Below are 15,462 nucleotides of genomic sequence, written 5' to 3'. Positions count from 1 at the left end.
GACTCGGTAGCGTGGGACGCTCAGCCGGGCAGACTCCACGCGCTGTTGATCCCCATCAGATGAAGAAGGTAAAGAGATGACTGAAGAAGCACCGCAGACCCCCGACCTCAAGCAGGCCCTGGCCACCGCGGCCGAGGGCGAAGCGAGCACCGATGAGCTGGTGGGCGTGGTCAACGCGTTCCTGCAGTCGGAGATCTACCTGCCCTCCCCCCAGCAGCCGGGTGAAGACGGTTCCGTCAGCCCCTTGATGCTGCAGGATCAGAACGAAAACCCCGTGCTGCCGCTGTTCAGCAGTCCGGAGGAAATCCCCGCCGACTACAAAGAACGCGCTCCGCATGTGGCGGTCGTCTCGGGGATCGCCATCCTGCAATCCGTCACCGACGCCGGCATCGTCATCGACCCCGGGACCGACCACCAGTTCCCGCTGACGGCTGACCAGATGTCAGCCATCCGCGAGCAAGTCACCACCGCCGGCGGCGAGTAGTCCCGCGCCCGGGACACCGCAGGTGTCCTCCCCGCGCGGTAATGTTCTGCCCATGACGGAGGCACTGTTCGACATCCCGGCCGCTGAAGGGTCCTGGCATACCGGACGCGTGGTGGGCTTCGATGTGGAGACCACCTCCCGGTACCCCAGCCAGGCCCGGATCGTCTCGGCGGCACTGGTCGTCGTCGACCCCGGTGACCCTGCCGGCCCCCGGGTACGGGAATGGCTGGTGAATCCGGGGATGCCGATCCCGGAGGAAACCACGGCGATTCACGGCATCTCCACAGCACTGGCGGTGGCCGAGGGCCAAGATGCCTCCGAAGCGGTCCGGCAGATCGCCGTGGAGCTGGGCAAGGAGTTTGATGCCGGTTCAGCGGTAGTGGCGATGAACGCCCCGTATGACTTCACTGTCTTACAGCACGAGGCAGCCCGCCACGGGGTGGGGATGCCCGAGCCCCGGCCGGTCATCGACCCGTTGGTCATCGACAAGCAGGTCGATAAGTACCGCCCCGGCAAACGCACCCTGACCGATCTGTGCGGGGTGTACCACGTGGTTCTCGATGAGGCCCACACCGCCGGCGCCGATGCCCTGGCCGCGGTGGAAGTGGCGCTCTGCTTGGCTGAGCACTACCCCCAGCTACAGCTTCCGGCCGAAGAACTCCACGATTTACAGGTGGGTTGGAAAGCCGACCAGGCGGCGGATTTTCAGCAGTTTCTCCGGCGCCGCAATCCGGAGGCGGTGATCGACGGCTCCTGGCCGCTGGCCTCAGCCGTCCCGGAATCTTCACCATCGCAGGACTCACCGGTGACGCCGTGAGCCAGCATCCACCGGACAATGAACGCCCCGCCGGCGATGAGCACGGCGATGGGATTCCCCGTAACGCACGGGGAGGGATGCCCACTGCAGTGGTCATCATCGCGATCGTGATCTTCGTGGTGCTGTTCTTCCTGATCCGCGAGGTCCGCGGCAACTTCGTGGACTATTCTTCCGGGTTCGGCGCAGCCGAGGCCGGGCTCGTGGTTCCCGCGCTGGTGAGGGTCAATCTGGCCGCGCCACTCTGCGATATCTGACCCATCCTCTAAGGTAGTAAGCACCGCGGGCACTGTCGGGCTGATGGGAGGATGAGGCACCGATGAGCACACCACCGACCCGGACGCTGCCGCTGTCTCGGACTGCCGCAGAGCCCCCGGGCAGCGCAGGCCACCGGCCCACGGTGCCCCATTACCCTCTGGCTGAGTCAGAGACGGGGATACCTCGCGAACCTCTGGATGGTACAGAGACCGGTCCACACGCCCCTGGCCACGGGGTCTCCCCGGAGTGGGCTCCGGAGGAAGAACCCGGCCGCCGCCGACCTGCCGTACTCCTCGCCGCGGGGCTGGGGGTCTTCGCCCTGATCGTGGTGTTCTTCCTGTTGCGGCCTTTCTTCGACCCGGGCCCCAGCGTGGCCGAACGGTTCGAGACCGTTGAGATCACCGGGGAGCAATGGCCCGCCGCGCAGGATCAGCTGCGCGAGGCCGGTATCAGTGACAACGAGTACGAGGTCATCGAACCGTCTTCCGGCCACGAAGGCATCGACCTGGTGGTGGACCGTGTCCAGGTCCACGGTGACGAGCAGGTCTCTGTTCACTTAAGCCCGGACGTGGCTCAGCTGGTGGAGTCACTGGGTCTGGAGGGGATGAGCTGGCCTGAAGCGGAGGCTGAGCTTACCGCAGCCGGTCTGGACAACGGCACCGACTACCACCTCCGCACTGATGCTGGAGACATCTACCGGGAGGCGAATTGGTCAGTGGCGGAGGTCAACACCACCGGGGACACCCCGGTGGTCGTGCTGAGTAACGACCTACGCAGCGGGATTGAGGACGCCGCCCGCGGCGCCGGGGACTGGACCCAGGAGCAGTGGGATCAGTTGCAGAACCGCTGGGAAGACTTCGACCTCAACGACCAGATCGACGGGTTGCGCAACTTCTGGAATGCCGACGACGACGGCAACTAGGCCTTACGTCTGCGGGCTCGCCTGGGCGGCGGCTTCAGCGGCCCGAGGCAGAGCGGCAATGATCCGCTCCACCGCGGCGTCGTCGTGTGCTGCGGAGAGGAACCAGGCTTCGAAGACGCTCGGCGGGAGGTAGACCCCCTGGGCGAGCATGGCGTGGAAGAATGGGCCGTACCGGAAGGCTTCCTGAGCCTGGGCTGCACTGTAGTTGCGCACCCCGGTGGTTGAGGTCCCGAAGGCTACGGAGAACAGGTTTCCCACCTTCTGGATGCTGTGGTCGACCCCCGCGCGCACCAGGGCGGCACTGAGTTCGTCAGCTACCCGCTGGGCTTGGGTATCGATGTGCCGGTAGACCTCGGCCCCGGCGTGCTCCAGGGTGGCAATCCCGGCGGCCATGGCCACCGGGTTCCCGCTCAGCGTCCCGGCGTGGTAAACCGGTCCGGTAGGCGCCAGGTGTTCCATGATGTCCTGCCGTCCCGCCACCGCGGCCGTGGGCAGGCCCCCGCCGATCACTTTGCCGAACGTAAACAGATCCGGGGTCCAGCCTTCTTCCCGCCCGGAAGCCCCCCAGTAGCCGGCCTCGGTGATCCGGAACCCCGTCATCACCTCGTCGAAGATCATCAACGCCCCGTGCCGGGTGGTGATCTCCCGCAGAAACTGGTTGAACCCCGGTTCGGGCGGAACCACCCCCATATTGGCGGGGGTGGCTTCGGTGATGATCGCGGCGACGTCGTCACCGTAGGTGGCGAAGACCTCCTCGACCGCCGGGCGATCGTTGTATTCGATGACCACCGTCTCTTTGGTCTGCAGCTCAGTCACTCCTGCCGAGCCGGGGAGCCCCAGAGTGGCCACACCGGAGCCCGCTGCGGCGAGCAACCCATCGGAATGACCGTGGTAGCAGCCGGCGAACTTCACCACAATCCGTCTGCCGGTGGCCCCGCGGGCCAACCGAATGGCGGTCATCGTGGCTTCTGTGCCGGTGGAGACCATGCGGATCTGCTCCGCACCGGGGACCCGCTGGCGGACCAGCTCGGCCAGACGGACCTCGGAGGGATGGGAGGTTCCAAAGCCCAGTCCTGCCCCGGCTGCCCGTTGGACGGCCTCGATGACCTGCGGGTGACTGTGCCCCAGCAGCGCAGGTCCCCAGGACCCGACCAGGTCGACGTACTCGGTGCCTTCCACATCAGTGAGGTAGGCGCCCTCCCCCGAGACCATGGACACCGGGGTTCCGCCGACCGATCCGAAGGCACGTACCGGGGAGTTCACTCCCCCGGGCATCAGCTCAGAGGCAGTGTCGAACAGCTGCTGGTTGGTGGTCATCAGGTCCTTTCAGCTCACAGGCGGGTAGTCGGAGTCATCACGTCGGTCCTGAATCCGCAGATGCTCCGGGTCAATCGATGAACGGTGCGCGGCCACCGGCGGTACCGGGATGGTGTCTTCGCGCAACCAGCGGGCTGCTTCCACCGCGTAGTAGGTGAGCACGCTGCTGGCCCCGGCCCGGCGGATCGCAGTCAGGGTCTCCACAATGACACCGCGGCGGTCCACCCACCCACTGGCCGCCGCTGCTTCGATCATCGCGTATTCCCCACTGACGTGGTACGCGACGACGGGCACGTCACTGATTCCGGCGACGTCGGAGACGATGTCCAGATAGGCGCTGGCGGGTTTGACCATGACCATATCGGCCCCTTCGGCCAGATCCAGTTCGACCTCGCGGAGAGCTTCAGTGCGGTTGGGGGCGTCCATCTGATACTGCCGACGATCCCCAGTGAGCTGGGAGTCCACAGCCTCCCGGAAGGGCCCATAGAACGCTGAAGCGTATTTCGCGGCATAGGCGAGAATCGGCACGTTGTGGTGGCCGGCGTCGTCGAGCGCTGAGCGGATGACTCCCACTTGACCGTCCATCATCCCTGAGGGTGCGACCACATCCGCTCCGGCTGCCGCCTGCACCACCGCCATACGGGCGTAGACCTCCAGGGTGGCGTCATTGTCCACCGCGCCGGTGTCATCGAGCAGGCCGCAATGCCCGTGGTCGGTGAATTCATCGAGGCAGAGATCGCTCATCACCGGCAGTTGGTCACCGACTTCGGTCTTGACCGCCCGGATGGACCGGTTGAGGATGCCGTCGGGATCCAGCCCAGCAGAGCCTTCGGCATCCCGCTGCGCAGGGATACCAAACAGCATGATCCCACCCAGGCCGAGGTCACGGGCCTCAGCAGCGGCCTGCAGCAGGGTTTCTTCAGTGTGCTGGACGACTCCCGGCATGGAGCGGATGGGGGCGGGCTCGTGCAACCCTTCACGGACGAACACCGGGAGGATGAAATCAGCCGGGTGCAAGCGGGTCTCGGCGACGAGTCGGCGCAGGGCCGGAGTGCGGCGGAGCCGGCGCGGACGATCGGCGGGAAAAGCCATACCTCCAGCCTACCGGCCACAGCGGCTGCCTTCAGTCGCCCCGCAGAGCCGCCAGCACCCCGGCTGCGGTCGGCTCGGGCAGCACCGCCGTTGCAGGATGGCCCCGTCGGCTCAGGGTGTCAGCGGTGGGTTCGCCGATGGCCAACACGGTCACCTCGGGTGGCTGCAGCCGTGCCCATACTTCCGCGGCGCTGGAGCTAGTGATAAGGACCACATCACCAGCTCTGAGCAGGCTGGTATCGGGGTGGGCTAGGTCGACCGTGTCGTAGACGCTCACCCGGGTTACCTCCCAGCCCTGCTGGCGCAACCGGTGGGCCAAGGTGGGCTCCGCCCGAGCCGATTGGGGCAACAGCAGTCTTTGCCCAGCAGCCGGGGCGGGAAGTTCGGCGAGGATACCGGCTGCGCTGTGATCCTGAGGCATCCAGGTGGGGCGCAGACCAGTCACCTCTGCTAAGACCCGGGCGGTTCCGGGGCCGACGACGCCGATGTGGGTCTGTGGGGGCACTGTGGAGTCCCAGCCGGCCTGCCTGAGAAAGCGGACCGTGTTGCCGCTGGTCAGCAGAATCCAGCTGAACGCTCCACTGCCCAGAGCGCTCAATGCCGCGGTGATCTCAGTGGTCTCCTGAGGCAGCACCTGTCGGGTTAACGGCAGGTGTGCCAGCTCGAACCCGGCCTCGCGCAGGCCCTCTTCCAGGCCACCGGCCTGGGAAGCCGAACGTGTGAGAATTATCCGCACGCCAAACCCTCTCCCACCCGCCGTTGTTCCCGCTCACACAGCGCCGACCGACGACAGCGGGAGAAAAGCGAGGTATCCACGGCAGTACACCACGGGGAATGGCCCATTCGGTTATTCCTCAGCTGTCGACAACGTGGGCGAGGAGTCCGGTGTCCTCCGCCACAAGGGTCTGAGCAACATCAATACCGAGCTGGGCCGCCTGGTCGAGGGCCTCATCCCGCTCGGCACCGGCCTCCAGCGTTATCTCTGCTCCGGCCCGCTGGACCGCTGAACCGTCGGGGGCACACACCGCGGCGTCCAGGCGGAGCTTCACCCCGCCATCGGGTTCGTCGGTGCACCGCGCCAGTCCGCCCAGCGGAGCGGCACAGCCGGCGTTGAGCCGGGCCAGCATGGCCCGCTCAGCCGTGGTTTCCAAGCGAGCGTCAAGCTCATCGAGCTGAGCCAGCCCGATCCCCAGCGGCTGGGCGGTGCTCGCGTCTTCAGTGCGGACCTCTACGGCGAGGGCCCCCTGGCCGGGGGCCGGCAGCATCACCTGGGGGTCGAGGAGTTCGCTGATCTGGTCCTGTAGTCCCAGCCGCGCCAGACCCGCTCCGGCGAGCACGACGGCGTCGAGGTCGCCCCGGGCGGCACCCGGAGCCTGGCTGGAGGTCTCCGCGAGGTCTTCGCGCCCGCGGACCCGGGCCAGACGGGTGCCCACGTTGCCCCGGATGTCCACGATCTGCAGATCCGGGCGGGCAGCCAGCAGCTGAGCGGCCCGCCGCGGCGAGCCCGTGCCGACCTTCGCCCCTTCGGGTAACTGATGCAATGTTGCGTCATCGGCCGAGCACAGGGCATCACGCACATCGGCTCGCTCGGGCACCGCCGCAATACTGAGACCCTCGAGGTCCTTGGCCGGCAAGTCCTTCAAAGAGTGCACTGCGACATCGCACTCAGCGGAGAAGAGCGCCTGACGTAAAGCGGCGGCGAAGACCCCGGTTCCGCCGAGCTGGCTCAGCGGCCCGGTGAGCACATCACCCTCCGAGGTGATGGTGACCAGCTGGGTCTGCAATCCGGAGATCTCAGTCAGCGCCTCAGCCACCGCAGAGGTCTGGGTCAGGGCCAGGCGGGACCCGCGTGTGCCGACAGTAATAGTGCTCATACCTCTAGCCTCTCAGACAGCACGCGGGCGCCACCATGCCGCCGAAGTGTTCAGCACAGTGCTGACGTTCTTCGGTTCAATGCGTCAGCTCAACTCTTCAGGGGAGTACACCAGCCACCCTCGGTGGTCAGGTCAGACCAGTCGCCGGGCACGGTCTGCTCCCCGGCGGCCAGCGGCTGACCGTCAGCACCGGTGATGTACTCGCCCATGATGTCGACCAGCCCGGAGACGAACTCCTGGTGTGTGCCGGTGGTTGCCGCGCGGTAGAAGGCCAGTCCCTTCTCCTCAGCGGTTTCCTTCGCCTCGGTATCCAGGTCCCAGATAACCTCCATGTGGTCGGAGACGAACCCGAAAGGAACGACGACGACGCCGGCATACCCGGCCTCAGCATCGTCAGTGATCTGATCGTTAATATCCGGTTCCAACCACGGGGTGCGCGGGTCACCGGACCGGGACTGGAAGACCACCTGGTAGTCGAGTCCGCGGGCTGGCTCCACCGCGTCCATGAGGTAGTCGGCCACCGCCTGGTGCTGGGCGGTGTAGACGTCGGTCCCGTAGACCTCCTTGATCCGTGCTGGCCCCTGGCGTTCGGCCACTGCGGTGGGGATCGAGTGGGTGACAAAGAGCACCTTGATGCGACCCTGAGGTTTCCCAGCAGCCTCAAGCTGCGCGCGCACATCCTGCACCCCAGTGGCGAGGAACTCCTCGTTGGGGCGGGTGAAGGCCTTGTCATAGAAGAACTGCCGCACCTTGACCAGTTGCAGCTCCCCCTGAAGGCCGCTGGCCTGCAGGTCACGTTCGAAGTCCTCCAGGTACTGGTCGTTGGAGGAGTACCCGGCATAGGCGGAGGTGACCAGCACCAGAATTTTCCGGTGGCCGTCAGCGTGCATCTGCTGGAAGACATCAGCAAAGTAGGGGTCCCAGTTGCGATTACCCCAGTACATGGGCAGATCGATCTGCCGGGCGGCGAGTTCGGCCTCCAACGCGGCTTTTAAGTCCCGGTTCTGCTGGTTGATGGGACTGACCCCACCGTTGGCCCGGTAGTGGGTGGCGACTTCCTCCAGCCGCTCGTCGGGGATGTTCTTCCCCCGGGTGACGTTGCGCAGGAAGGGAATGACATCCTCCTGGCCTTCGGGGCCACCGAAGCTGGCCAGCAGGATGGCATCGTAGCTGGTGCGTTCGGCCTCGGTGGGCTGCTGGGCGATGTATTCAGCGGGCAGGGTCTTGGCAGCGGGTGCAGTCTGGCTCATATCAGGAAAGAACCTCGATGATCTCGGTGGTGTCGGTCAGGCGGCGTCCGGTGTAGAAGGGGGTCTCGTCCCGGACGTGGTAACGGGTCTCGGACTCACGGAGCTTGCGCATCATATCGACGAGGTCGGTCAGCTGGGGGGATTCCAGGGCCAGCAACCATTCCCAGTCGTTGAGGGCGAAGGCGGAGGTGGTGTTGGCCAGCACGGAGGGGAACTCTTGGCCGAGCATGCCGTGCTCGCGCAGCATCTTTCCTCGCTTGGCCGGGTCCATGAGGTACCAGTCGTAGGACCGGTTGAACGGATAGACCACGAGCCAGTCCTCGGCCTCGACTCCGCGGGCGAAGGCCGGTACGTGGGACTTGGCGAACTCGGCGGTGCGGTGAACTCCCATCGCGGAGAAGGCGATCTCAGTGGTGTTCAGCAACCGGGTGCGGTGCAGGCGGCGCAGGGCGGCCTGGATCTTCTCCGCTTTGTGCCCGGTCAGCCAGAGCATCACATCAGCCTCGGCCCGGAATCCTGAGACATCGTAGACCCCACGCAATTCGACGGCGTCGTCGTCAGTGGAGAGTCCACCTGCGGTTAGTTCGGCGACGGTTTCGTCGAAGTCGCTGCTGACCGCTGAGGCGTCGGTGAAGAAGTCGGTCACCGTCCGGGCGAGGCGATCGCTGCCGGTCAGCCCGTCACCGGGAATGAAGCGCTTGATGTCGGTGCCCGCCCGGCGAAAAACGGTGAAGAGGGTGTACCAATCCTTGCCCGAGGCGTTGACTTCCTCAGGGGTGCGCTGTTGGTTCCGGCCGTAGCTCATGTGAAGCCTCCGTTTTCTGAACTATTCATAATACGTAGCCTACCGCGCGGCAGGCACAACTTCTACATCATGTAGAAGTCAGGATCTCCCGGGCTGTTTCCCGGGCGTCGGGGATCACACGCGCCAGACCGGTGCCGGCAAACCACGCACCGGCGGTCCACAGCTGCGGACCGGACCCGGCCCGCTGTGCGGCCAGTGCCCCGCGGAAGGACTGGACCCGGCGGCGGTGTCCGGCGGCCGAGGGCGGCAGGGCGCGCTGCCATCTGACCACTGCGGAGTCAACGATGCACTCTGGGGAGATGTCGACGCTGAACAGCGCGCTCACATCACCAGCGGCCGCCTGAAGCAGTTGCTCATCAGTGCTGGAGAATCCCAGACCCTGACCATCGGTGTCACTGATCCGCCCGTAGGACAGTCGCACGGCATGGTGGCCCTCACCCAGGGCGGTATGGAGATGACGGGAGGCCCATTCCCATTTGGCGGTGATGTGGGTCATCGCCTTGGCCCCGATATGTGGGGCGTCACGAGCCACAAGCATCCCTGTTCCACGCGGACGGGCATCGAGTTCTGGGGCGTGTAGCACCAGCGTCACCAGGGCCACTCCCCGTTCGGCCCCGTCGTCCTCTGGCCGGGGGGTCAGCTGTGGAACCTGCACGGTGCCGGCGGCGAGTGCGGAGGCTGCCGGACCGTCCAGGGCCAGCAGCACCTTCTGTGCATCCAGGTCGGTCAACGAGTCCATCGGCGTGTTGAGGTGGAGCCGGACCCCCAGGGCCCGCAGCCGGGATTCCAGGGCGGCGGGCAGCCGGTGCATACCCCCGCGCAGGGAGGCCACCGCGGACCCGGACGGGGATTCAGCGCGGATGGCCGCTGCTGCCCGGGCCAGGGACCCGTGGGACAACATGGCGGCATAGAGCCCCGGAGCGGCGGTGGCCAGGTCCAGATCATCGGGATCGGTGGAGTACACGCCAGAAGCGATCGGGGCGACGAGTTTCTCAGCGACGTCGTCGCCCATCCGATCACGGACCACTGCCCCCAGGGTGGGGGAATCTTCGGCACCCCAGGTCATCATGGCGGTCAGATCCTCGGCAGCTCGGGCTGCGGCCTCGGGGCCGATGAGCCGGATGACATCCTCAGCTTGGGGATCCACCGGGATCCCCAGAACGCCGGCCGCCGGCAAGGGCCCGGCGATATCAGGCAGCTGCAGCCAGGCCGGGCCGGGGTGCGGGGGGACGATCTCAGCGGAGAGGCCCAGGTCTTCTAGCAGCCGCGGCACCTCGGGGCTGCGTGTGGCGAAGGCCTCGGCACCGGCGTCGAGGGTGATGCGGCCGGAGGCCATCGGCAGAGCACAGACGGCTCCACCGAGGTGGTCCTCGGCCTCGAAGACTTCGACCTCGGCTCCGGCGGAGGCCAACTCCCAGGCGGCGACGAGGCCAGCGACCCCTCCACCGATCACAGCAATGCTCATGGCCACCATTCTGCCCTGAGGTGATCGCGCTCCGGCAGCGGGAGTGAACATCTTCTCACCGGCCGCCGGCGCCGCAGACCCTCATGCCGCCCCCTCTGAGGGCACAAGGCCAGATCCTCCGCCCTGGATCCGCCGGGACCCTGGGACTGTGCCGAGCAACGCACCAAGAGAAAGCACACAGAAAAGAGGGCGGCCGCACCGTATCAAGGGTGCAGCCGCCCTCAGCGGCGGAATCCTGGGGCAGGGACGCCGGGCTATCAGCCGCCCAGGAGGGGGAGAATCTGGACGCTGATGCCGGCGAAGACTCCGCCGAGCACGGGACCCACCACCGGGACCCAGGAGTATCCCCAGTCGCTGGAGCCTTTATTGGGGATGGGCAGGATGGCGTGGATGATGCGGGGCCCGAAGTCACGGGCCGGGTTGATGGAGAAGCCGGTGGGACCACCGAGACCGATACCGATGACCACCACGACCAGGGCCACCGACAGCGGCCCGAGGGCCGCGGGAGTCTCGCCGAGCAGCAGCACCAGCAGCACCAGGACGTAGGTGCCGATCATCTCGGTCACTGTGTTCCAGGTCAGGTTGCGCCGCTCGGGTCCGGTGGAGAAGACCCCCAGGATCTTGGCGGGGTCCTCTTCTTCGTCAAAGTGGTTCTTATAGGCCAGCCACACCCAGACAGCGCCGATCATCGCGCCGAGGAATTGGGCAGCCAGGTAGGCCAGCAGGTGCGGGAAGGTCGCTTCAATCCCGGGGGCGAACTCCTCGGCCCCGGAGATCATGATGCCGATGGTGACCGCGGGGTTGATGTGCCCGCCGGTGGCGTGGGCGACGTGCACACCGGTGAAGACCGCCAGACCCAGGCCGAAGGGAATCATCAGCCAGGTCAGCCCGACCCCCTGGCCTTTGGTGCCCCGGAGCATCGCGTTGGCGATGGTACCCAGGCCGAGCAGCACCAGGAAGGCGGTGCCCATCGTTTCGAACAGGAAAATAGTTGCCATATGCGGCAGCTCCTCGATAGTTGAGTAGGGGCGAATGTCAGGTGATGGGTGTGGTCAGTGCGGTGTGCGTGGGAATGTCTTCGGTGGAGACCACCCGAGTGGCGAAGACATTGGCGAGGCTGCCGCGGCGCGGATCCCGGATGATGACGCCGACGACGTCGTCTCCGCGGGTTAGCTGCCCCACGACGTCGGTTTCAGTCGCCACATAGGGTGCCGCGCCCCGGTGAGCCCGGCCCACCAGCCGAGGCCAGGGCCGCGGCATCCGGATGCAGGCACCTGAGGCGATCAGGCCCACGCGCAAGCCGACTGCGGCGGCGTCGTAAGCCAATGTCGTCTCGGTCTCCCCATCGCCAAGGACCAGCAGGTCCACCGGCTCGGCGGGGATCGTGTCCTCCAGGTGCTGGAGGGCGTTCTCACGTTCAGCCAGTTCCACGGCAACGGCGACCATGCTGCGGTTCCTCTCCTCACAAGCGGGTGTGCTCGACACGGTCCATCTCACCGGCGGCCCCGTGGCGGGGGCCACGTTTTTGGACGGACGTTCACTGAGGCGTTGATACTGGGATCAATGAACGCAGTGACACCGAGTTTCCGCGAGGGACTGGAGTTCCGGGCTGCACAGCTGTACTACGAGCGGGACCGCACGATGGAGGCGATCTCCCGAGAATTGGGGGTCTCACGGGCCACGGTCTCGCGGCTGTTGCAGGAAGCTCGCAACCGGGGCATCGTCCGAGTGAGTGTTCATCCACCCACTGACCGCTCCCGCGCACTAGAGCATCGACTGCACGAGATGTACGGGGTCCGGGCGTTAGTCGCTGAACCGCCCCGGCGACGGGACCCGGCGGTCACCACGGCCTCGGTGGCGGCCTTGGCCGCCCAAGCGCTCGATGAGCTCATCACCCCGGGGGCGGTCATCGGCACCTGCTGGGGAAACACGATGACGGCGGTAGCCGAGCGGCTTCCCCACCGGGAGGTCGAGGACCTCACCGTGGTGGGGCTCAACGGCGCCATTCACCCGGACCCGCTAGGCACCCGGGAACGCGGTGGATATCGCACCGCCGCCGAGGAGATTGCCGCGGCCTACTCCGGTGCGGCGGAGCTGCTGCCGGTGCCACCGTTCTTCGACCATGCCAGCACCAAGGCCGCGATGTGGCAGGAGCGCACCATCCGCCGCATGCTGGACCTGCAGCGGCGCTGCACTGCGGCGATCTTCGGTATCGGCACGTTCCACAGCAGCCCGGTGTCCCAGGTCTACGCTCAGGGGTACCTGAACCGAGAGGATCTCAACGGCCTGACCGCCGAGGGTGTGGTCGGCGATGTGTGCACCGTCTTCTTCCGCGGCGACGGCTCCTGGCGGGATGTGGAGCTCAACCGCCGATCCACGGGCATGCTTCCCGATGAACTGCGGCGGATCCCCCACCGGATCGGAGTGGTCAACGGGCCGCATAAGGTCACCGCGGTGCGCGGGGCACTTGCCGCCTCACTGGTGAGCGTGCTGGTGCTGGACCGGGATTCGGCCAATGAGCTAGTTCACGGGCTGTGAGTGCACCAACTCCACCACGCGGGTCAGCACATCGGGGTCGGTCTCCGGGGGCACTCCGTGACCGAGGTTGACCACGTGGCCAGGGGCTCGGGAGCCGGCCTCAATGACCGTATGCACATGGGCTTCGAGCACCTCCCAGGGGGCTGTGAGCAAGGCCGGGTCAATATTGCCCTGGAGGGGGGTTCCGGGCAGCCGAGTAGCCACCTCGGCGAGGTCGAGCCGGTAGTCCACACCGATGACATCCGCCCCGGCCCGTTGCATCAGGTCGAGGATCTCCCCGGTACCGGTGCCGAAGTGCACTGCGGGAACCCCGAGGTCGGCCACTTCGGCGAAGGCGGCCGCGGAATGCTGCATGACCCGTTCGGCGTAGTCGGCCCGGCCCAGTGAACCGGCCCAGGAGTCGAAGAGCTGAACGGCGGAGGCACCGGCCAGCACCTGGGCACGCATGAACAGTCCGGAAGCCCGGGCGGTCCACTCCGCTAAGGCGTGCCAGGTCTGCGGGTCGGCGTGCATCATAGTGCGCGGACCCAGATGGTCCCGGCTTGGCCGGCCTTCGACCATATAGGCAGCCAGGGTGAAGGGTGCCCCGGCAAAACCGATCAACGGTCGGGGGCCCAGCAGACTCACGCACTGGGCGGCCGCTTCACTGATGACCTCGAAATCCTTCAGATCGAGATCCGGTAACGCGGCGACGTCGGCGGCGCTGCGGACCGGGTTCTTCAACACCGGCCCCACCCCGGGCTCGATCTCCACGTCCACCCCGGCCAGGCGCAGGGGGACGACAATGTCGGAGAAGAAGATGGCGGCGTCGACGTCGTGCCGACGTACCGGTTGCAGAGTGATTTCTGCCACCATGTCTGGTTTCAGGCAGGCCTCGAGCATGGTGGTCCCTTCCCGCAGCGCCCGGTACTCCGGCAGGGAACGCCCGGCCTGCCGCATGAACCACACCGGCCGCCGTGCCGGGCGGACTGCCTCCCCGGTGAAGGTCTTACCCCCCAGATACTCGGTGATGAGCGGGGCGTCGGCGGTGACTCCAGTGTGCAGCGGGTGGGAGGTCATGGCCTCAGGCGTGGTCGTCATACCCCCATTGTGTCCTCTGAGCGAACATTGTGCCGACGGCGACTTCGACATGACGTAGAAGACGGTAGAATATCCTACGCCGTGGTTCTCTTTTCACTTGTCGCATCCCACTCCGACCTCGATTTGGAGACGGTCGGGACCCTGTCCACAGGAGCGGCCGACGTCGCCGCTTCTGTGTCCCTGCCTGCCGTCACGCTGGCCACGTGCAACCGTCTGGAGATCTACGCCGAGACCCCTTCGGACCGTGAAGAAGATCTCGAGGCCGCCAAACAGACACTCATCGACGCTGTGGCCGACTCCAGCGGTCTGGATCGTGACGTGGTCGCCGAGTCCTTTAAAACCCTGGTGGAGGACGAGGCCGTGACCCATCTGTTCGAGGTGGGCGCGGGTCTGGATTCGGCCGTCATCGGGGAACGCGAAGTCGCCGGGCAGGTCCGTCGGTCCCTGGCCGAGGCGCAGGCTGCCGGGACTGTCTCCGGGAATCTGACCAAGTTGTTCGAGACCGCCACCCGCACCGCCAAGGAGGTCGGTACTCGCACCTCCCTGGGCAGTACGGGTCGGTCGATCGTCTCCGTGGCACTGGATATCGCCGGGGATATGCGCGGTGGCTCCGAGCAGTTCTATCCGCAAGCCAACGCGGTCCTCATCGGCACCGGCGCCTATGCGGGCACCTCGCTGGCGCAGTTGGCTGAGCGGCACACCGGCGATGTGGCCGTCTTCTCCGGCTCCGGGCGAGCCGAGCAGTTCTTAGCTGAACGTGCTGACATTCTGGCCGCCCGGGGTGGGCGAGCCCGCCCACTGGCCATGGAGGAATTACCGGAGGCGTTCCGCCGTGCCGACGTCATCATCGGCTGTTCGGGTGGCAATCGGCAGATCACCGCCGGGGAGATCGAATCGTTGGCCGGATTGGAACAGCGCCACACCCCTTTGCTGCTGATCGATTTGGCCCTCTCTCACGATTTTGCACCCGAGGTGGCTGACCTCGAAGGCGTCGAACTCATCACCCTGGAATCAGTGAAGCTGGCGGCGCCGCAGGAGACCCGGGACGCCGTGGAGGAAGCCCGCGATGTGGTCCGTTCCCAGGCGGAGGCTTACCTCACCGAGCGGCGGGAACGCACCGCCGACGACGCCATCGTCACCCTCCGCAAACATGTTCAGCAGCTCATGGACGCGGAGATGGAGAAGGTCCGCGGCCAACACGGGTGCACCGCCGCCTCCGAAGAGGTCGAATTCGCCACCCGCCGGATCGTCCGGAAGCTCCTCCACACCCCCACGGTGCGGGCCCGGGAGCTGGCCGCCGAAGGGCGGGCCGAGGATTATGTCTCCGCACTGGAGACCCTCTTCGGGCTGCGGGTGGAATCGGCTGTGGAATCGCAGCGGCCCACACGCGCCCAGCGGCGCAAGGCTGAGGAGTTCTCCGCGGCGGAGCTGGCACAGATGGCCGCCTACCTGCAGCAGGTCCCCGAAGGCGGGTTCTGCCGCCACCACCGGCCCGGGGAGTTCAGCGTCGAGCGTCTCCCCGCAGTGGCCCACCTGCAGTTGCGCCGCGCCTGAGCCCTGGGC

General features: G+C 66.5%; 16 protein-coding genes. 6 read left to right on the top strand and 10 right to left on the bottom strand.

Going from position 1 to position 15,462, the window contains the following annotated elements; genetic code table 11:
- The first annotated feature begins 76 nt into the window (after positions 1-76).
- The 4 genes from H578_RS12265 to H578_RS0100820 all read left to right on the top strand — a co-directional run bounded on the left by H578_RS12265 (position 77) and on the right by H578_RS0100820 (position 2,478).
- Positions 77-484, top strand: coding sequence for an SseB family protein (locus tag H578_RS12265; RefSeq protein WP_022871821.1), 408 nt, complete (start codon positions 77-79; stop codon positions 482-484).
- Between the two features lie 52 nt (positions 485-536).
- Positions 537-1,301 (top strand): 3'-5' exonuclease, encoded by a 765-nt coding sequence (locus tag H578_RS0100830; RefSeq protein WP_022871820.1) that lies wholly within the window; start codon positions 537-539, stop codon positions 1,299-1,301.
- Positions 1,298-1,555, top strand: a complete 258-nt coding sequence (locus H578_RS0100825) for a hypothetical protein (RefSeq protein WP_022871819.1) — start codon at positions 1,298-1,300, stop codon at positions 1,553-1,555. The genes H578_RS0100830 and H578_RS0100825 overlap by 4 nt, the downstream gene beginning before the upstream one ends.
- A 62-nt stretch (positions 1,556-1,617) precedes the next feature.
- Entirely contained in the window at positions 1,618-2,478 is an 861-nt protein-coding gene (locus H578_RS0100820; protein ID WP_022871818.1) for a hypothetical protein, read from the top strand.
- Positions 2,479-2,481: 3 nt separating this feature from the next.
- Here the strand turns inward: H578_RS0100820 and hemL are convergent, their stop codons facing one another.
- The 9 genes from hemL to H578_RS0100775 form a co-directional block, all read right to left on the bottom strand.
- Positions 2,482-3,795 (bottom strand): glutamate-1-semialdehyde 2,1-aminomutase, encoded by a 1,314-nt coding sequence (gene hemL, locus H578_RS0100815; protein WP_022871817.1) that lies wholly within the window; start codon positions 3,793-3,795, stop codon positions 2,482-2,484.
- Positions 3,796-3,804: 9 nt separating this feature from the next.
- Positions 3,805-4,887: a porphobilinogen synthase gene (gene hemB, locus H578_RS12260; RefSeq protein ID WP_022871816.1), complete on the bottom strand. Its 1,083-nt coding sequence runs from the start codon at positions 4,885-4,887 to the stop codon at positions 3,805-3,807.
- Positions 4,888-4,918: 31 nt separating this feature from the next.
- Complete coding sequence (locus H578_RS0100805; protein ID WP_022871815.1) at positions 4,919-5,623, bottom strand: uroporphyrinogen-III synthase; 705 nt, start codon at positions 5,621-5,623, stop codon at positions 4,919-4,921.
- Positions 5,624-5,741: 118 nt separating this feature from the next.
- Positions 5,742-6,761: a hydroxymethylbilane synthase gene (hemC, locus tag H578_RS0100800; protein WP_022871814.1), complete on the bottom strand. Its 1,020-nt coding sequence runs from the start codon at positions 6,759-6,761 to the stop codon at positions 5,742-5,744.
- Between the two features lie 89 nt (positions 6,762-6,850).
- Positions 6,851-8,011: a ferrochelatase gene (locus H578_RS12255; protein WP_022871813.1), complete on the bottom strand. Its 1,161-nt coding sequence runs from the start codon at positions 8,009-8,011 to the stop codon at positions 6,851-6,853.
- Position 8,012: 1 nt separating this feature from the next.
- Positions 8,013-8,816: a hydrogen peroxide-dependent heme synthase gene (gene hemQ, locus H578_RS0100790; protein WP_022871812.1), complete on the bottom strand. Its 804-nt coding sequence runs from the start codon at positions 8,814-8,816 to the stop codon at positions 8,013-8,015.
- Positions 8,817-8,883: 67 nt separating this feature from the next.
- Positions 8,884-10,281, bottom strand: coding sequence for a protoporphyrinogen oxidase (gene hemG, locus H578_RS0100785; RefSeq protein ID WP_022871811.1), 1,398 nt, complete (start codon positions 10,279-10,281; stop codon positions 8,884-8,886).
- Positions 10,282-10,538: 257 nt separating this feature from the next.
- A complete protein-coding gene (locus H578_RS0100780; protein WP_022871810.1) occupies positions 10,539-11,279 on the bottom strand; it encodes an MIP/aquaporin family protein in 741 nt (246 codons plus the stop codon).
- A 37-nt stretch (positions 11,280-11,316) separates the two neighbouring features.
- Positions 11,317-11,727, bottom strand: a complete 411-nt coding sequence (locus H578_RS0100775) for a hypothetical protein (RefSeq protein WP_022871809.1) — start codon at positions 11,725-11,727, stop codon at positions 11,317-11,319.
- Positions 11,728-11,844: 117 nt separating this feature from the next.
- Here H578_RS0100775 and H578_RS0100770 point away from each other — a divergent pair, with 117 nt between their 5' ends.
- On the top strand, positions 11,845-12,819 hold the full coding sequence (locus H578_RS0100770; RefSeq protein ID WP_051130725.1) for a sugar-binding transcriptional regulator: 975 nt from the start codon (positions 11,845-11,847) through the stop codon (positions 12,817-12,819).
- Here the strand turns inward: H578_RS0100770 and hemE are convergent.
- Positions 12,802-13,899, bottom strand: a complete 1,098-nt coding sequence (hemE, locus tag H578_RS0100765; RefSeq protein WP_022871807.1) for a uroporphyrinogen decarboxylase — start codon at positions 13,897-13,899, stop codon at positions 12,802-12,804. The genes H578_RS0100770 and hemE overlap by 18 nt on opposite strands.
- A gap of 81 nt (positions 13,900-13,980) precedes the next feature.
- Between hemE and H578_RS12250 the strand changes: the two genes are divergently transcribed.
- Positions 13,981-15,453, top strand: coding sequence for a glutamyl-tRNA reductase (locus tag H578_RS12250; RefSeq protein ID WP_022871806.1), 1,473 nt, complete (start codon positions 13,981-13,983; stop codon positions 15,451-15,453).
- Positions 15,454-15,462 lie beyond the last annotated feature (9 nt).

The sequence above is a fragment of the Nesterenkonia alba DSM 19423 genome, assembly GCF_000421745.1.
GTDB classification, from domain to species: domain Bacteria; phylum Actinomycetota; class Actinomycetes; order Actinomycetales; family Micrococcaceae; genus Nesterenkonia; species Nesterenkonia alba.
The sequence above is the reverse complement of the archived record's forward strand: the minus strand, read 5'-3'. Positions and strand labels throughout refer to the sequence as shown.